This window comes from Streptomyces sp. NPDC006197, assembly GCF_040613865.1.
Taxonomy (GTDB): Bacteria; Actinomycetota; Actinomycetes; order Streptomycetales; family Streptomycetaceae; genus Streptomyces.
Genome location: NZ_JBEXSZ010000009.1, coordinates 55,418 through 71,889 on the forward strand (window position 1 = coordinate 55,418; position 16,472 = coordinate 71,889).

Sequence of the window (16,472 nt, forward strand, 5' to 3'; positions counted from 1 at the left end):
GGGGGAGCGGCGACGCGGTTGTCCACAGCCCGGCATTACCCGTCAGGTAATCGACCCCTTCCGCGCCGCCCGGCATGCTCATGGACACCGGAACCCGGGCGGCGCACTCCGCTCGGGCTCCGGGCCCACCACCAGCACGAACGTCCCCCTTTGGAGGGTGATCCGCCATGTCCCAGGCCCTACGCCGATCTTTGAGGACCGCCCGCACCACCCGGCCCCAGTCCGCGGTGCGCCGCTTCCTCGCCCTCGACGCCGTCGTCACCGGAGCCAACGGGATCGCCTACCTCGCCGCCTCCGGCCCCCTCGGCGAACTCCTCGGCGTCGACGCCGGGCTCCTCCTCGGACTCGGCGTCTTCCTCACCGCGTTCGCCGCGGGCGTCGCCTGGCTCGCGAGCCGCCCACAGCCCCCGGCCCTCGCCGTGAAGCTCGTCGTCGACGCCAACGTGATCTGGGCCGTCCTCAGCGTCGTCGCCCTCGTCGCCTGGCTGGAGCCGACCACCGCCGGCCTGTTCTGGACCCCCGTGCAGGCGGCCACCGTCGCCGGCTTCGCCGGACTCCAGTGGGCGGCCCTCAGGGCAGCCGCGCGCTGAGCGAGCGCAGGTACGCGACCGTCTCCGGGTCGGCCGGGAGGAACGTCTCGATGGCCAGCTCGGCGACGGTCACGTCCATCGGCGTGTTGAACGTCGAGATCGACGACACGAACGACAGCACCCGGCCGTCGTGCTCGATCCGCAGCGGCAGCGCGAAGTACGGGTACGGCTCCGCGTCCGGCCGGTCCTCCGGGTCGATCCGCTCGGGCAGCGGATAGGCCGCCACCTCCTCGTACAGCTTCCGCAGCGGCTCCGAGCGGGCCAGCGCGATCTGACGCTCCATCTGGGCCAGGAGGTGGCCCCGCCACTCCCGCAGGTTCCGGATCCGGGGCGCCAGGCCCTCCGGGTGCAGGGTGAGCCGCATCGCGTTCATCGGCGGGGACAGCAGGTGCTCCGGAAGCCCGTCGAGCAGCAGCCCGATCCCCCGGTTGGCCGCCACCACCGTGTACGTGCCGTCCACCACCAGGGCCGGGTACGGCTCGTAGCCGTCGAGCAGCTGTTGGATCCCCCAGCGCAGCGTCTCCAGGCGCGGCGCGTCCAGCGGCGACTCCGCGTACCGGGGCGCGTATCCCGCCGCCAGCAGCAGCGCGTTCCGCTCCCGCACCGGCACCTCCAGGTGCTCGGCGAGCTTCAGGACCATCTCCTCGCTCGGCCGGGAGCGGCCCGTCTCCACGAACGAGATGTGCCGTGCCGAGGAGTCGGCGCGCAGCGCCAGCTCCAGCTGGCTCAGCCTCCGCTGCTCACGCCACCCGCGCAGCAGCGGCCCCACCCCCGTGTCGGTCGCGACAGTCGTCATGGCCAGACGGTATCCCAGAGGGGGACCCCGGGTAGTTTCCCCCCGGGGCCCCTGTCCGTCACCCCGTCACCCGCACCACCCGACCGGAGGGAGCACCGCCGTGCCCACACAGCCGCTGTCGCAGAAGGAGATCGAGGACCGCCTCAGGGAGCTTCCCGGCTGGTCCGTCGACGCCGACCGGCTCACCCGGACCTACCGGCTCGGCGACCACTTCGCGGCGACCGCGCTCGTCGTCCACGTGGCCCAGATCCAGCAGGAGCTCGACCACCACTCCGACCTCACCCTCGGCTACAACACGGTGGCCGTCGCCGTCAGCACCCACTCCGCAGGCGGCGCCCTCACCGAGAAGGACTTCGAACTCGCCGAGCGCGTCGACCGGATCGCCCCCGGCCACGGCGCGAACTGACCCCTCGTTAGGATCGCGGGCATGGCGGAGACCGTGCTCGACTACGAGACAGAGGCAGCGCACTACGACCGGACCCGCGGCGGGGTGCCCCGGGCCGAGGCGGCCGCCGAGGCCGTCCTGCGACTCGTCCCGCCCGGCGCCCGCACCCTGCTCGACCTCGCCTGCGGCACCGGACTCGTCACCGAACGCCTCGCCCGGCCCGGCCTGCGCGTCTACGGGGCCGACGCCGCCCACGCCATGGTGAGGGTCGCCGCGGGCCGGACGCCCGGCCGCGCCGTACGCGCCGACGCCCGGCGGCTGCCGCTGCCCGACGCCTCCCTGGACGCCGTCGCGGCCGTCTGGCTGCTGCACCTCGTCCCCTTCGCGGCGGACGTCGTCGCCGAGGCGGCCCGGGTGCTGCGCCCCGGCGGCGTCCTCGTCGTCACCGTCGACAAGGACGCCGCCCACGACGTCGGCAGCGACATCGACGCCGTCCTGCGCCCGTACCGCGCGGCCGACGCGGCCTTCGACCGCGCCGACCTGATCACCGGGTACGCGGCCGCCCACGGCCTCGACCCGGCCCCCGGCACCCGCTTCACCGGCCACGGGCAGGGCAACACCCCGCGCGACACCGCCCGGAAGCTGCGCGCCGGGTACTTCGCCTCCTGGTTCACCGGAGACCCGGCGACCACCGGGACGCTCGCCGCCGCCCTGGCCGCCCTCCCGGACCAGGACCGCCGCCGCCCCGACCCCCGCTACCGGCTCGCGAGCTTCGTCAGGCGCGGCTGAACCCCGCCGGCCGGTCGGTCGCCCCGGCGACGCTCACGCCCGGTCTCCCGTCGCACCGGAGGGCAGCACGCCCCCGAGACAGCCGGTGAGGTCCGGGACGGCCGACACCGGCATGTGCCGTACCCGGACGTCCCGTTCGTGCCCGAGCGGCGCCGGCTCCCGCACACAGCCGATCCACGGCCGGTCGACGCGGACGAAGCGCGCCGGATCGGTGTCGGGGCGGCCCGGGGCGGGCCGGCCGGCCGCCACGCGGCCTCAGGCCCCCGGCCCGCCCCAGACCTCCGCCGCGAAGTCGGCGAAGGCGCGCGGCTCGCGGCCCAGGACCCGCTTCACGCCGTCCGTCGCCGAGGAGTTGTGGCCGTCGAGGAGCGTCGCGAACAGCGCCGCGAGCCACTCCGCCTCGGGGGCCGGGAGCCCGAACCCGGCGAGCAGCCCGGCGTACTCGGCCTGCGGCACCGGACGATAGACCACCGGGCGGCCCGAGGCGCGGGAGATCTCCGCCGCCACCTCCGCGAAGCCGACCGGCCGGGGGCCCGTCACCTCGTGCACCCGTCCCGCGTGCCCGTCCGCCGTCAGCGTCTCCACGACGACGTCCGCCAGGTCGTCCGCGTCGATGAACGGCTCGGCCGTGTCCCCGGCGGGAAAGACGACCGCGCCCTCGGCGACTCCCTCCGCGAGCAGACCCTCGGAGAAGTTCTGCGCGAAGAACGAGGCCCGCACGACGGTGAGTTCGGCCCCGGAGGCGGCCGCACGCAGGGCCTCCTCCGCCAGGACCGCCGCCGGCTCCCCGCGCCCGGAGAGAAGGGTCAGCCGCCGTACGCCGTTCTCCGCGGCCAGCCGGCCGAAGGTCTCCATCGCCTCGACCGCCCCGGGGGCGGCCAGGTCCGGGTAGTAGGCCACGTATGCGGCGTCCGCGCCCCGCAGCGCCGGGGCCCAGGTCTCCGGGGCCTCCCAGTCGAAGACCGTCGCCCCGCTCCGGGACCCGGCACGGACCGTCGCGCCGCGGGCGGCCAGCCGTTCGGCCACGCGCCGCCCGGTCTTGCCGGTGGCGCTCGTCACCAGGATCGTCGTGTTCCGGACGTCGTTCGTGTGTGTCGTCATGGCTCAAGACTCCCGCCCGGCGTCCCGCCCGCCCATGCTCCGCGGTCTCATCCGCCTACGCCTCCGTCTCGGGCCGATCCGAAGGGCGGGTCTCGGCCCGTCCCGCCGACGACCTACGCTTGCGCCCCATGGACGCACTCGCCGGACTCCTCGACGGGCCACGCGCCAAGGGCGCCTTCCTGCTGCGCATGATCATGGAGCCGCCGTGGTCCGTGCGCATCGAGGACGAAGCCCCGATCTGCCTCATGTGCGTCACCGGGGGCGAGGCCTGGCTCGTCCCCGACACCGGCGACGCCGTCCTGCTGCGCCCCGGGGACATCGCCATCGCCCGCGGCCCCGAGCCGTACACCGTCGCCCACGCCCCCGACGCCCCGCCCCGCGCCAGGATCGGCCCCGACGGCGGCTGCACCACCCTCTCCGGGGAGCCGCTCGCCCAGTCCATGCGCCTCGGCGTCCGCACCTGGGGCAACGCCCCGGACGGCGGCACCACCGTCCTCGTCGGCACCTACCTGATGGACGGCGAGGTCGGCCGCAGGCTCCTCGACGCCCTGCCCGGCCTGGCGCACCTGCCCGCCGACGTGTGGAACTGCCCCCTCATGCCCTTCCTCGACGAGGAGATCTCCCGCGACGAGCCCGGCCAGAGCGTCGTCCTCGACCGGCTCCTCGACCTGCTGCTCATCGCCGCCGTCCGCGCCTGGTTCTCCCGGCCGGGAGCCGAGGCCCCGGCCTGGTACCGCGCGATGGCCGACCCGGTGGTCGGCCGGGCGCTCCGGCTGCTCCAGAACGACCCCGCCCGGCCGTGGACCGTCGCCTCGCTCGCCACCGGGTCGGGAGCGTCCAGGGCCGCGCTCGCCCGCCGGTTCACCGAACTCGTCGGGGAGCCCCCGATGGCGTACCTCACCGGCTGGCGGCTCGCGCTCGCCGCCGACCTGCTCCGCCGGACGGACGCCACGGTCGAGTCCGTCGCCCGGCAGGTCGGTTACAGCGGAGCGTTCGCCCTGAGCGCCGCCTTCAAGCGCGTACGGGGCATCAGCCCGCAGGAGCACCGGAGCCGCGGCTGACCGGCCCGGCGCCGACAGGATCCCTGTTGCCGGACCGGCAACATTTCTCGCGCCCGCAGCCGTCCCGTCGCACCCTGGAGCCATGAGCCAGCATCGCGCCTCCCACCCCGGACACCAGCACAGTCACGGCCACGGCCACCACGACAGCACCCACCTCGACTGGAGCGAGATGGCGTCGCTCCTGGAGCGGCAGGCCGAGATCGCGAGCCCCGCGTACGCGGAGGCCGCCGCCTGGCTGGGCACCCTCGCGCCGGTGCAGGGCGTCCGCCGGATCCTCGACGTCGGCAGCGGCCCCGGTGTGGTGACCAGCCTGCTAGCCGAGGCCTTCCCGGCCGCCGAGGCGGTCGCCGTCGACGGCGCCCCCGAACTCCTCACCCGGGCCCGGGCCCGGGCCGAGGCGCGCGGCCTCGGTGCCCGGGTCTCCACCCGCCACGCCGAACTCCCCGAAGGGATCGCCGCCCTGGGGCAGGCCGACCTCGTCTGGGCGGGCAACTCCCTGCACCACATGGGCGACCAGAGCGCCGCGCTCGCGGAGTTCGCCGGCATCCTGAACGCCGGTGGCCTCGTCGCCCTCGTCGAGGGCGGCCTGCCCCGGCGGCACCTGCCCCAGAACATCGGGATCGGCAGGCCCGGCCTGGAGGCCCGGCTCGACGCCGCCCACACCGAATGGTTCGGCGAGATGCGCGCCGAGCTCCCCGGCTCCAAGGACGAGCCGGACGACTGGCGGGCGCTGCTCGCCGGCGCCGGCCTCACCCCGGCCGGCACCCGCACGTTCCTCGTCGACGTCCCCGCGCCCGTCTCCCCGGCCGTCCGTGAGCTGGTCCTCGCCCACTACGAGCGCCTCCGGGACGGCCTGGCCGCCCGGCTCGACGCCGACGACAAGGAGACGCTCGACCGGCTGCTCGACCCGGCCGACGCGCTGTCCCTGCACCACCGCACGGACCTGTTCCACCTCACCGCCCACACCGTGCACACCGCCCGCAAGGGCTGAGCCCGTACCGGGCCCGGGTCAGGACACCGGCTCCAGCCGCCACCACTGGAACGGCGAGTCGGTGTCCTCCCACTGCCGGACGCTCCCCCCGTCCTCCTTCGACTCGTCGGCGACCTCCAGGAACAGGCCGCTGACGAAGCTCGCCAGGGCCACCGTCCCCGGCGACTGGAGGTCCTGCTCGATGACCCACTCCTGCGCGCCGAAGTTGTTGGCCCTCCACTGCTGGATGCGGGCGCCGTTCTCCGTGGACGCGTTCGCGACGTCGAGCCGCTTGCCGCTGGCCGCGTTGACCAGGTGGTAGAGCCCGCCGCCGTTCGGCACGGGTCTGATGTGCCAGTGCTGCCCGGGAGTTCCGTTCCCGGTGCCCTGCTGCACCTTCGCGCCGCTGCGGCCCGATCCCTGGTACACCTCCAGGAGCAGCCCGCTGGCCACGTTCCGCACCCGGTAGAGGCCCTCCACGACGGGCTCCGGGGCACCGCTCACCGTACCGACTCCTTCTTCTCGCCAGGCAGTTGGACCACGCGGCCGACACCGCCGCGCGCACCCCTCGGGGCCGTCTCCGACCCTACGTCCCGGGTACGACAACGACCCCGGCCACCGCCCGTCCGGCACGATGTGACGGTGACCGATCCCGATCTCCGTACCCTGCTCGACGACCCCGCCCGGGTCCTGCGCCACGACCGCGCCGAGCTCCGCGCCCGTCTCGACGCCCTGCCGGAGGAGCACGGCGGCGTCGGCCGCGAGGTGTTCACCCAGGCCGAGGCGGTCTTCGGGAGCGCCCCGGTGACGTCCGCCGAGTTCGCCTCCTGGCTGCACTTCGCGGCGACCGTCCTCGGCCACCGGGAGTACGCCGAGCGCGTGGCGGCCGCCGAACCCGGGCTGCCGTGGCGGACGGTGTGGGCCTGGTGGCGGCCGGTCGGCGCCCACGAGGCCGCGCCGAACCTCAGCGGCGACCGCTCCGCCGAGGTGTACGAGGCCGGCGGCGCCCCGCTCCTGAAGGTCTGGGCCCCGTGGTGCGAGGACACCTGGTTCGACCTGGCCACCGGCAGCCCCCGGCCCGCGCCCGCCGAGGGCACGGCCGAACCGTACGAGGAGACCGAACCGGACGAGCCCTGGCTGTTCGACGGCGACGACGAGTCCTGGGCGCTGCGCCACCCCGACTCCTGGGAGGAGCCGATCCCGCTGGACGGCGGCCGCTACGTCTTCCACGACGCGCGCGGAGTGGCCGTCGTGGAGCAGAACGACACCGCCCTCGCCGACTGGCCGACGGGCGGGGCCGATTCCTCCCGCCCGACGCCGACGGACGGCGGGCCGTGGTTCCGGCCCGGCACGAGGAACGCCGACGGTCCGCTCACCGCCGCCCGGCTCGACGGGGTCTTCGGCCCCTCCCTGGTCGTCCGCGTCCCGCCGGCCGGTCTCCCCGCCGCCCTCACGCACGCGCCGACCCGGACGCTGCTCGCCGAGGCCGGACTGCCCCGCCACTGGGGGGCCGGCGTCACGTCCTTCGCCCTCGCGGACGAGCTGCTGGCCCCGGGCCCCGAAGGGCTGCTGCACGTCGGCGAGTTCGACCTCGGGTACTGCGACCCGGGGGAGGTCTTCGTCCACCCCGCGACCGGCGCCGTCGGCCTGCGCCAGCCGGACGGCAGCCACGGCCCCGGCGGCGAGGCCGTCTTCCCGCTCGTCCGCGACCTGGACTCCTTCGTCCGGTTCCTGGAGGGCGTCCGCCGTCACATGGGCGTCTGCTGGGATCCGTACCCCGGGGAGGACGGCGTGGAGACCTTCCTCCGGGCGATGGGGCAGGTGGACGCCGGGGCGCTGGCCGACGGCGCGCCCGGCGCCGGGGTGTGGGAGCACCTCTTCGCCTCGATCACCGAGCTCGGCGTGGACGGCTACTGAGGCGGAGCGCCGCCGGGGCGGCGCGGTACACGGCTACCGAGGCGGAACGCCGCCGGGGCGACGCCGTACCCGGCTGCCGAGACGGCGCGCCGCCGACGCGGCGCGCCGCCCCCACCCCCTCCGACTCCTTCAGGCGCCGGCGTCGAACTCCGCCGGGTCCGGGCCGAGTCGGCGGTTCTCGTCGAGGGCGGCGATCGCCGCCAGGTCCTCGGCGTCCAGCTCGAAGCCGAAGACGTCGATGTTCTCGCGGATGCGCGAGGGGGTGACCGACTTCGGGATCACCACGTTCCCCAGCTGGAGGTGCCAGCGCAGCACCACCTGGGCCGGCGTCCGCCCGTGCTTGCGGCCGATCGCCACGATCGCCGGGACCTCCAGGAGGCCCTTGCCGGAGCCGAGCGGCGACCACGCCTCGGTCGCGATGCCGTGCCGCGCGTGCGCGTCGCGCGACTCCCGCTGGGCGAGCTGCGGGTGCAGCTCGATCTGGTTGACGGCGGGCACGACCGAGGTCTCGCCGATCAGCCGCTCCAGGTGCTCCGGCAGGAAGTTCGAGACGCCGATCGCCTTCGCGCGTCCGTCCGCGTGGATCTTCTCGAACGCCCGGTACGTGTCGACGTACGCGTCCTTCGACGGCACCGGCCAGTGGATCAGGTAGAGGTCGACGTAGTCGAGCCCCAGCCTGTCGAGGGACGTGTCGAAGGCGCGCAGCGTCGAGTCGTAGCCCTGCTCGCTGTTCCACAGCTTCGTGGTGACGAACAGCTCCTCGCGGGCGATGCCCGACTCGGCGACGGCGCGGCCGGTGCCCCGCTCGTTGCCGTAGATCGCGGCGGTGTCGATGGAGCGGTACCCGGCCTCCAGGGCCGTCGCCACGGCGGCCGTCGCCTCGTCGTCCGGCACCTGCCAGACGCCGAAGCCCAACTGCGGCATCTCCACGCCGTTGTTCAGGGTGACCGAGGGAACGTTGCTGTCCTTGCTCACGTGGGATGGATCCTTACGTCGTCGTGGTCGTACTCCCATGGTCAACGGGCGAGCGGCCGTACGCATTCCAGAAGGGACCGGTCCGCTCGCGGCTGCGCAAGCTCCTCCCGGACGACGAAGCGGTGCCGGAGCGCACCCGGCGGGTCACGAACCGGAACTCCGACCCGCACGGTGCCACCGAGTACCCCAGTTGGTGGGAGACGGTGGAGCCGCTCGCCGACCTGCCCTGACCGGGCGTGCGCAGATCAGGGCGTGCGCCGGTTGGAGCAGGTGCCGGTCCCGGCGTGCGCCGGTCGTCGGCGGGCGGCGCGCTCAGCCGTACAGCGCGGCGACCTCCGCCGCGTACGCCCGCTCGATCGCCTTCCGCTTCAGCTTCAACGAGGGCGTGAGCAGCCCGTGCTCCTCGCTGAACGGATGCGCCAGGATCCGGAACGTCCGGATCGACTCCGCCTGCGAGACCAGCGTGTTCGCCGCCACCACCCCGCGCCGGATCTCCGTCTCCAGGGCCGGATCGCGCACCAGCTCGGCGGGGGGAAGCGGCGCCCGCCCCTGCATCGCGAGCCAGTGGTCCACCGCCTCCTGGTCGACCGTCACGAGAGCGGCGATGTACGGCCGGTCGTTGCCGACCACGATGCACTGGGCGATCAGCGGATGCGCCCGCACCCGCTCCTCGAGCGCGGTGGGGGAGACGCTCTTGCCGCCCGAGGTCACCAGGATCTCCTTCTTCCGCCCGGTGATCGTCAGATAGCCGTCCGCGTCGAGGGCGCCGATGTCCCCGGTGGCCAGCCAGCCGTCGTTGAGGACGGCGGCCGTCGCCTCCGGGGCGTTCAGATAGCCGGAGAAGACCTGGCCGCCGTGCAGCCACACCTCGCCGTCCTCCGCGATGTGGACCGTCGTCCCCGGGACCGGCTGGCCCACGGTGCCGTACTTGATCCGTCCGGGCGGGTTCGCCGTGGCGGCGGCCGAGGACTCGGTGAGGCCGTACCCCTCGAAGATCGTGATCCCCGCGCCCGCGAAGAACAGCCCCTGCCTGCGGTCCATGGCCGAACCGCCCGACATCGCGTGCCGCACCCGCCCGCCCAGGGCCGCGCGCACCTTGACGTACACCGTCTTCTCGAAGAACTGGTGCTGCACGCGCAGCGCCGCCGACGGCCCCGGGCCGGTCCCGAAGGTCTTCTGCTCCAGCGCCTCCGCGTAGGCGACGGCCACCTCGACGGCCTTGTCGAAGGGGCCGGCCTTCCCCTCGCTCTCCGCCTTGCGGCGGGCCGCGCGGAAGACCTTCTCGAAGACGTACGGCACGGCCAGGACGAAGCTCGGCCGGAACGCGACCAGGTCGGGGAGCAGCTCGGCCGCGGCCATCACCGGCTGGTGCCCCAGCTTCACCCCGCCGCGGACCGCCGCGACCTCCACCATCCGCCCGAAGACGTGCGCGAGCGGCAGGAACAGCAGGGTCGAGGCCTGCTCGTCGGGCCGGGAGCGGAACACCGGCTCCCAGCGGCCCATCACCATGTCCGTCTCGAACATCAGGTTCGCGTGGGTGATCACACAGCCCTTGGGGCGGCCCGTCGTCCCCGAGGTGTAGATGACGGTCGCGATCGTCTCCGGGGTCACCGCCCGCCGGTGCCGGTGCACGACCTCCTCGTCGATGTCCGCGCCCGCCGCCGTCAGCTCGCCCACCGCGTCCGCGTCCAGCTGCCACAGCCGCTGGAGCCGGGGCAGCCGGTCGATCACCGAACCGATCGTCATCGCGTGGTCCTCGTGCTCCACCACGCAGGCCGTGACCTCGGCGTCGTGCAGCATCCAGAAGACCTGCTCGGCGGAGGAGGTCGGATAGACCGGCACGGGCTGCGCGCCCAGCGTCCACAGCGCGAAGTCGAAGAGCGTCCACTCGTACCGGGTCCGGGCCATGATCGCGACCCGGTCGCCGAACCGCACGCCCTGTGCGATCAGCCCCTTCGCGAGGCCCACCACCTCGTCCCGGAACCGCTCGGCCGTCACGTCGTACCAGGCGCCGTCCGGGCCCTTCCGGCCGAAGGCGACCCGGTGGGGGTCGGCGAGGGCGTGCTCGAACACGGCGTCCGCCAGACCGCCGACCTGAGGCGCCGCCTCGACGGGCGGCACGGTGAACTCGCGCACTGACCTGCTCCTCGACGGCTCGGTGGCTGGAAAAGCCTGTTGTCGCGCTCCGTACGGCGCGGGTGACGGTACCCCACCCGACCGGTCGGCGGGAGGAGCTTCACCAAGCCGGGACATTCCGCGTTCTCACAGGTCAGGGCAGGTGAGGCGGCCAAGTCGAGGGCGGCTCGGGGTGGTTACCGACCAGACGGTACGCCCTCCGGGTGCGAATCTCCACGGAATCTGTACCGGCCGCTCACGCCCCGCCCCCCGAAGCACCCCCGTGGCGCCTTCTCGCCGCTCACCGGGCACGCCGAGCGGCCCCCGCTCGGCGAGCCGGGCGCGGTGGGGGCGCCCTCCGCCGACGCGGTCGGCGCCGCGAGCCGCCCCCGCTCGGTGCGGTCGGTCGTCGCCCGCTCAGCGCGGCCGGTGCGGTCGGTCGCCCCCCCCGCTCAGCGCGGCCGGTGCGGGTCGGTCGCCCCCCGCTCAGCGCGGCCGGTGCGGTCGGTCGCCCCCCGCTCGGTGCGGCCGGTGCGGTCGGCCGCCCCTCCCCGCTCAGCGCGGCCGGTGCAGGCGGTCGCCGCCCGCCAGGATCGCCTCCGCGAGGGCATCCGCCGCCTCCTGGGCCTCCCCGCCCCGGCGCCCCTTGCGCAGTACGAAACCCACGTCCCCGAGCTCCGGGAGCCCCGCGCGGGCCGGCACCGGGACGAGCCCCGGCGGCACCAGACCCCGCGTGTGCGCCATCACCCCGAGCCCCGCGCGGGCCGCCGCCACGTTCGCGCTCAGGCTGGAGCTCGTGCACGCGATCCGCCACGCCCGGCCCTGCGCCTCCAGGGCCTCCAGGGCCCGCGCCCGGGTGATCCCCGGCGGCGGGTACAGGATCAGCGGCACCGGACGGTCCGGATCCAGCCGCAGCCCCGGCGCCCCGATCCAGACGAGCGCGTCCTCCCAGACGAGCCGGCCCTCGCTCTCGGCCCCGCGCCGCTTGGCCAGGATCAGATCGAGCCGGCCGGCCGCGAGCCGGGCCTGGAGCGTCCCGGACAGTTCGACCGTCAGCTCCAGGTCGACCTCGGGGTGCTCGCGCCGGAAGGACTCCAGGATCTCCGGCAGCCGGGTCGTCACGAAGTCCTCCGAGGCGCCGAACCGCAGCCGCCCGCGCAGCCGCGTCCCGCCGAAGAAGGCCGCCGCCCGCTCGTGCGCCTGGAGGATCGTGCGCGCGAAACCGAGCATCGCCTCGCCGTCCTCCGTCAGCTCCACGCGGTGCGTGTCCCGGGCGAACAGCGGCCGCCCCGTCGCCTCCTCCAGGCGCCGTACGTGCTGGCTGACGGTCGACTGGCGCAGCCCGAGCCGGTCCGCGGCCCGCGTGAAGCTCAGCGTCTGGGCCACGGCGAGGAAGGTGCGCAGCTGGGTGGGCTCGTACATCCCGCGACGTTATCGCGAACCGTGATGACAGTCAGAGCGCTGTACGGGATTCCCGATCACCGGGCCGTGGAGCAGGATGGACGGGCGCGACCCACCCCAGCAGTGCACAGAGCAGTGGAGCCCATGACCCCCCGCACGCCCGCCCGTACCGCACGCCGTCCCCTCCGCCTGCCGTCCTGGCTGCCCGTCGACGGGTACGTCCTCGCCCTGCTCGGCACGGTCGTCCTCGCCGTGCTCCTCCCCGCCTCGGGCGCCACCGCGAGCGTCATGAAAGGCACGTCGACCGGGGCCGTCGCCCTGCTCTTCTTCCTCTACGGGGCCCGGCTCTCCACCCGCGAGGCCCTCGACGGCCTGAGGCACTGGCGGCTCCACCTCACCGTCCTCGGCTCCACCTTCCTGGTCTTCCCGCTCCTCGGCCTCGCCGCGCGCGGTCTCGTCCCCGGCGTCCTCACCCCGCAGCTCTACGGCGGATTCCTCTTCCTCTGCCTGGTGCCGTCCACCATCCAGTCCTCCATCGCGTTCACCTCGATCGCCCGGGGCAACGTGCCCGCCGCGATCTGCGCCGGCTCCTTCTCCTCGCTCGCCGGCATCGTCCTCACCCCGCTGCTCGCGGCGCTGCTCCTCGGCGACGGCGCGGGCGGGCTCTCCGCCGACGCGCTCCTGAAGATCGTGCTCCAGCTCCTCGTGCCGTTCCTGGCCGGGCAGTTCCTGCGCCGCTGGGTGGGAGGCTTCCTCGCCCGCCACAAGAAGGTCCTCGGACACGTCGACCGGGGCTCGATCCTCCTCGTCGTGTACACCGCCTTCAGCCAGGGCATGGTCGCCGGCATCTGGCACCTGGTGACCCCCGCGCGGCTCGGCGCGCTGCTCGCCGCCGAGGCCGTGCTCCTCGCGGTGATGTTGGCCCTGACCTGGTACGGGGCCGGGCGCCTCGGCTTCGACCGGGCCGACCGGATCGCGATCCAGTTCGCCGGCTCCAAGAAGAGCCTCGCGGCCGGGCTGCCGATGGCGAGCGTCCTCTTCGGCCCGCAGGCCTCCCTCGCCGTGCTGCCGCTGATGCTCTTCCACCAGATGCAGCTGATGGTCTGCGCGGTCATCGCGAAGCGCCGCTCCCAGGACCCGGAGCCGGAGCCCGCCGACGTGCCGGGCCGCCCGGCACGAGCCGTACGGGCATCCGAGGCCCCGACACCGGGCGCGTGACCCCCGCCCCGCGCCCCGGAGGCCGCGGCCCCGCGCCCGTGCGCCCCCGTCGGCCGGATCACACCCACGCCCCGCCCGGGATGATCATCCGGGCCGCTACGGTGCTCCCATGCCCGCACTCGATCCCGGCAGCACCGCGCTCGTCCTCGTCGACCTGATGGAACGCATCGTCGCGCTGCCCCTCGCCCCCCGCCCCGGCACCGACGTCCTCGCCGCCTCCGCCCGGCTCGCCGACGCCTTCCGGGCCGCCGGCGCGCCCGTCGTCCACATCCGCGTCGAACGGCCGAACGTCGACTTCCAGCCGCCCGGCAGCGAGCTCGTCCCCGACCTCGTCCGGGACGGCGACCCCGTCGTCGTCAAGCGCACCATCGGCGGCTTCCAGGACACCGGACTCCACGAGCTGCTCGCCGGATTCGGCGCCACCACCCTGGTCCTCGGCGGCGTCGCCACCAACCTCGGCGTCGAGTCCACCGCGCGCGCCGCCTGCGACCTGGGCTACGACCTCGTCTTCGCGGAGGACGCCATGGCCGCCCTCACCGCCGACGAGCACCGCGCCTCCGTCGACCTCGACTTCCCGCGCCTCGGCACGGTCGCCCCGGTCTCCGCGATCACCCTGGACGGCCCCGAGTGACCCCGGTGCCGATACGGTACGGGGCCCGCCCCTGCTCCCTGGTCGTCTGCCGCGGCTGCTGCTGCGGCGACGCCCGCAAGAACCCGGGCATGGACCACGCGGGCCAACTGGCCCGCCTCCGGGCGGCCGCCGCGGCCTCCGGGGGCCGTCTGGTCGTCCGTACCAGTGACTGCCTCGGTCCCTGCGCCCAGGCGAACGTCCTCGTCGTCCAGCCCTCCACCGAGGGACGGCGCCGGGGCGGCCGGGCCGCTTGGATCGGCTGGAGCGCGGACGACGACTGCCTCGACGAGGTCCTCGCCTGGACCGAGGCCGGCGGCCCCGGCATCGCCCCGCCCCCGGCCGCCCTCGCCCTCCAGATGATCGACCCGCCGAAGAACTGACGGGGACCTCAGAGCGCGATCCGGTGCTCGCCCGCGTACACGTTCATGTCCGGTCCGCGCAGGAAGCCGACCAGGGTCAGGCCCGTCTCGGCGGCCAGGTCCACGGCGAGCGAGGACGGCGCGGACACCGCGGCGAGCACCGGGATCCCCGCCATCACGGCCTTCTGCGCCAGCTCGAACGAGGCCCGTCCCGACACCAGCAGCACGGCCCGCTCCAGCGGCAGCAGCCCCTCCCGCAGCGCCCGTCCGACCAGCTTGTCCACGGCGTTGTGCCGGCCCACGTCCTCCCGTACGTCGAGCAGCTCGCCGTCCTCCGCGAACAGCGCCGCCGCGTGCAGCCCGCCGGTCGAGTCGAAGACCCGCTGCGCCGCCCGCAGCCGCTCCGGGAGCAGGGAAAGCAGCTCGGGGGCGATCCGGAGCGGGGGAGCGTCGGCGATCGGGAAGCGGGCCGTGGTGCGGACCGCGTCCAGGCTGGCCTTGCCGCACAGTCCGCACGAGGACGTCGTGTAGACGTTCCGCTCCAGCGAGATGTCCGGGACCGCCACGCCGGGGGCGAGCTGCACGTCCACCACGTTGTACGTGTTCCGGCCGTCGTCCGTGGCGCCCGCGCAGTACACGATGTTCCGCACGTCCGACGCCGCCGCCAGGACCCCCTCGCTCACCAGGAAACCGGCCGCGAGCGCGAAGTCGTCGCCCGGCGTGCGCATGGTGATCGCGATCGGGCGTCCGTTCAGCCGGATCTCCAGCGGCTCCTCCGCCACCAGGGTGTCGGGCCGCGTGTTGACCGCACCGCCCCGGATCCGCAGGACACGCCGTCGCTCGGTGACCCGTCCCATCGTGACGCACTCGATTCTCTCCGCGGGGAAGGCCGGGAAGGCCCTGACGGCCCCATTCTCCGCCATGCTCCTCCGTCGAACGCATGTCCGGAGTCGGGTGGGGAGCCGTACCGGGCCCGGGGCCTTGTCACGGTCGGCCAAGCGGTGCGGGGGAATGTTGGTGGGTTACGTCACCTGTTACTGATCAGTCGCTGGCAACACTGGGGAATCCTGCCCACGAACGAACCACCTAGGGGGTCCCGAGAATGACGGGCACTCGCATCGCCGCGCTCGGGCACTACCAGCCCGCCAAGGTGCTGACCAACCACGACCTCGCCGAGCTGGTCGACACGAGCGACGAGTGGATCCTCAGCCGGGTCGGCATCCGCACCCGGCACGTCGCGGGCCCCGACGAGCCCGTCGACGAGCTCGCCGCCCACGCGGCCGGCAAGGCCCTCGCCGCCGCCGGCCTCACCGCCGGCGACATCGACCTCGTCCTCGTCGCCACCTCCACCGCGATCGACCGCTCGCCCAACACGGCCGCCCGCGTCGCCGCCCGCCTCGGCATGGGCTCGCCCGCCACCATGGACCTCAACGTGGTCTGCGCCGGCTTCACCCACGCCCTCGCCACCGCCGACCACGCGGTCCGGGCCGGGGCGGCCCGCCGCGCCCTCGTCATCGGCGCCGACAAGATGACCGAGATCACCGACTGGACCGACCGCACCACCTGCGTCCTCACCGGCGACGGGGCCGGCGCCGCGATCGTCGAGGCCACCGAGACCGACACCGGCGCCATCGGACCGGTCCTGTGGGGCTCGGTCCCGGAGATGGGCCACGCCGTCCGCATCGAGGGCACCCCGCCCCGCTTCGCCCAGGAGGGCCAGTCCGTCTACCGCTGGGCCACCCAGCAGCTGCCCGCCCTCGCCCGGCAGACCTGCGAGCGTTCCGGCGTCACCCCCGAGGAGCTCGCGGGCGTCGTCCTGCACCAGGCCAACCTGCGGATCATCGAGCCGCTCGCCGCGAAGATCGGCGCCGTCAACGCCGTCGTCGCCCGTGACGTCGTCGACTCCGGCAACACCTCGGCCGCCTCCATCCCGCTCGCCCTCGCCAAGCTGGTCGAGCGCGGCGAGCTCCCCTCCGGCGGGAGGGTGCTCCTCTTCGGCTTCGGCGGCAACCTCTCCTACGCCGGGCAGGTCGTCCGCGTCCCGTAGCTCCTCCCGGCCGCCGTGCCCCGTTCGGCGGAGCCCGGTGGCGGAGCGCCGGGGGCGGACCTAGCTTCGATCGCGGTGAGGGTCGTCCCCTTCCGGCCGCGGAATCGATCCGCCCCC

19 protein-coding genes are annotated in these 16,472 nt (G+C 74.6%); 11 read left to right on the forward strand and 8 right to left on the reverse strand.

Going from position 1 to position 16,472, the window contains the following annotated elements:
- The first annotated feature begins 167 nt into the window (after nucleotides 1-167).
- Complete coding sequence (locus tag ABZ318_RS04610) at nucleotides 168-590, forward strand: hypothetical protein (protein ID WP_356901026.1); 423 nt, start codon at nucleotides 168-170, stop codon at nucleotides 588-590.
- On the opposite strand, the gene ABZ318_RS04615 is transcribed toward ABZ318_RS04610, so the two are convergent.
- A complete protein-coding gene (locus ABZ318_RS04615) occupies nucleotides 571-1,386 on the reverse strand; it encodes a helix-turn-helix transcriptional regulator (RefSeq protein WP_356901027.1) in 816 nt (271 codons plus the stop codon). The two genes, ABZ318_RS04610 and ABZ318_RS04615, sit on opposite strands and share 20 nt — an antisense overlap.
- Nucleotides 1,387-1,486: 100 nt before the next feature.
- Here ABZ318_RS04615 and ABZ318_RS04620 point away from each other — a divergent pair, with 100 nt between their 5' ends.
- Both ABZ318_RS04620 and ABZ318_RS04625 read left to right on the forward strand, forming a co-directional pair.
- On the forward strand, nucleotides 1,487-1,792 hold the full coding sequence (locus ABZ318_RS04620) for a 4a-hydroxytetrahydrobiopterin dehydratase (RefSeq protein ID WP_356901028.1): 306 nt from the start codon (nucleotides 1,487-1,489) through the stop codon (nucleotides 1,790-1,792).
- Between the two features lie 21 nt (nucleotides 1,793-1,813).
- The gene (locus ABZ318_RS04625) at nucleotides 1,814-2,560 is read left to right on the forward strand and encodes a class I SAM-dependent methyltransferase (RefSeq protein WP_356901029.1); all 747 of its coding nucleotides are present in this window, start codon (nucleotides 1,814-1,816) and stop codon (nucleotides 2,558-2,560) included.
- A 33-nt stretch (nucleotides 2,561-2,593) separates the two neighbouring features.
- On the opposite strand, the gene ABZ318_RS04630 is transcribed toward ABZ318_RS04625, so the two are convergent.
- Both ABZ318_RS04630 and ABZ318_RS04635 read right to left on the reverse strand, forming a co-directional pair.
- Nucleotides 2,594-2,809 (reverse strand): hypothetical protein, encoded by a 216-nt coding sequence (locus ABZ318_RS04630; protein WP_356901030.1) that lies wholly within the window; start codon nucleotides 2,807-2,809, stop codon nucleotides 2,594-2,596.
- Nucleotides 2,810-2,815: 6 nt separating this feature from the next.
- The gene (locus tag ABZ318_RS04635; RefSeq protein WP_356901031.1) at nucleotides 2,816-3,661 is read right to left on the reverse strand and encodes an NmrA family transcriptional regulator; all 846 of its coding nucleotides are present in this window, start codon (nucleotides 3,659-3,661) and stop codon (nucleotides 2,816-2,818) included.
- Nucleotides 3,662-3,789: 128 nt separating this feature from the next.
- Here ABZ318_RS04635 and ABZ318_RS04640 point away from each other — a divergent pair, with 128 nt between their 5' ends.
- Both ABZ318_RS04640 and ABZ318_RS04645 read left to right on the forward strand, forming a co-directional pair.
- The gene (locus tag ABZ318_RS04640) at nucleotides 3,790-4,722 is read left to right on the forward strand and encodes an AraC family transcriptional regulator (protein ID WP_356901032.1); all 933 of its coding nucleotides are present in this window, start codon (nucleotides 3,790-3,792) and stop codon (nucleotides 4,720-4,722) included.
- An 82-nt stretch (nucleotides 4,723-4,804) separates the two neighbouring features.
- On the forward strand, nucleotides 4,805-5,713 hold the full coding sequence (locus ABZ318_RS04645) for a methyltransferase domain-containing protein (RefSeq protein ID WP_356901033.1): 909 nt from the start codon (nucleotides 4,805-4,807) through the stop codon (nucleotides 5,711-5,713).
- 18 nt (nucleotides 5,714-5,731) lie between these two features.
- Here the strand turns inward: ABZ318_RS04645 and ABZ318_RS04650 are convergent, their stop codons facing one another.
- Complete coding sequence (locus ABZ318_RS04650; protein WP_356901034.1) at nucleotides 5,732-6,196, reverse strand: RICIN domain-containing protein; 465 nt, start codon at nucleotides 6,194-6,196, stop codon at nucleotides 5,732-5,734.
- Nucleotides 6,197-6,334: 138 nt separating this feature from the next.
- Between ABZ318_RS04650 and ABZ318_RS04655 the strand changes: the two genes are divergently transcribed.
- Nucleotides 6,335-7,609: an SUKH-4 family immunity protein gene (locus ABZ318_RS04655; protein WP_356901035.1), complete on the forward strand. Its 1,275-nt coding sequence runs from the start codon at nucleotides 6,335-6,337 to the stop codon at nucleotides 7,607-7,609.
- A 129-nt stretch (nucleotides 7,610-7,738) separates the two neighbouring features.
- Here the strand turns inward: ABZ318_RS04655 and ABZ318_RS04660 are convergent, their stop codons facing one another.
- Nucleotides 7,739-8,533, reverse strand: a complete 795-nt coding sequence (locus ABZ318_RS04660) for an aldo/keto reductase (RefSeq protein ID WP_356901077.1) — start codon at nucleotides 8,531-8,533, stop codon at nucleotides 7,739-7,741.
- Nucleotides 8,534-8,607: 74 nt separating this feature from the next.
- Between ABZ318_RS04660 and ABZ318_RS04665 the strand changes: the two genes are divergently transcribed.
- Nucleotides 8,608-8,814: a hypothetical protein gene (locus tag ABZ318_RS04665; protein ID WP_356901036.1), complete on the forward strand. Its 207-nt coding sequence runs from the start codon at nucleotides 8,608-8,610 to the stop codon at nucleotides 8,812-8,814.
- Nucleotides 8,815-8,896: 82 nt separating this feature from the next.
- On the opposite strand, the gene ABZ318_RS04670 is transcribed toward ABZ318_RS04665, so the two are convergent.
- Nucleotides 8,897-10,720 carry a long-chain fatty acid--CoA ligase gene (locus ABZ318_RS04670; protein ID WP_356901037.1) on the reverse strand — a complete coding sequence of 608 codons (1,824 nt, stop codon included), beginning with the start codon at nucleotides 10,718-10,720 and terminating at the stop codon, nucleotides 8,897-8,899.
- A gap of 534 nt (nucleotides 10,721-11,254) precedes the next feature.
- On the reverse strand, nucleotides 11,255-12,121 hold the full coding sequence (locus tag ABZ318_RS04675) for a LysR substrate-binding domain-containing protein (RefSeq protein ID WP_356901038.1): 867 nt from the start codon (nucleotides 12,119-12,121) through the stop codon (nucleotides 11,255-11,257).
- 123 nt (nucleotides 12,122-12,244) lie between these two features.
- Between ABZ318_RS04675 and ABZ318_RS04680 the strand changes: the two genes are divergently transcribed.
- From ABZ318_RS04680 to ABZ318_RS04690, 3 genes are all read left to right on the forward strand, one after another.
- Nucleotides 12,245-13,318, forward strand: a complete 1,074-nt coding sequence (locus tag ABZ318_RS04680; RefSeq protein ID WP_356901039.1) for a bile acid:sodium symporter family protein — start codon at nucleotides 12,245-12,247, stop codon at nucleotides 13,316-13,318.
- 109 nt (nucleotides 13,319-13,427) lie between these two features.
- A complete protein-coding gene (locus ABZ318_RS04685) occupies nucleotides 13,428-13,949 on the forward strand; it encodes an isochorismatase family protein (RefSeq protein WP_356901040.1) in 522 nt (173 codons plus the stop codon).
- Nucleotides 13,946-14,329 (forward strand): (2Fe-2S) ferredoxin domain-containing protein, encoded by a 384-nt coding sequence (locus ABZ318_RS04690; protein WP_356901041.1) that lies wholly within the window; start codon nucleotides 13,946-13,948, stop codon nucleotides 14,327-14,329. Before ABZ318_RS04685 ends, ABZ318_RS04690 begins: the two co-directional genes overlap by 4 nt.
- An 8-nt stretch (nucleotides 14,330-14,337) precedes the next feature.
- Here ABZ318_RS04690 and fdhD read toward each other — a convergent pair whose 3' ends face one another.
- A complete protein-coding gene (gene fdhD / locus ABZ318_RS04695) occupies nucleotides 14,338-15,165 on the reverse strand; it encodes a formate dehydrogenase accessory sulfurtransferase FdhD (protein ID WP_356901078.1) in 828 nt (275 codons plus the stop codon).
- 245 nt (nucleotides 15,166-15,410) lie between these two features.
- On the opposite strand from fdhD, the gene ABZ318_RS04700 reads away from it, so the two are divergent.
- Nucleotides 15,411-16,355, forward strand: coding sequence for a beta-ketoacyl-ACP synthase III (locus ABZ318_RS04700; protein ID WP_356901042.1), 945 nt, complete (start codon nucleotides 15,411-15,413; stop codon nucleotides 16,353-16,355).
- Nucleotides 16,356-16,472: the final 117 nt, after the last annotated feature.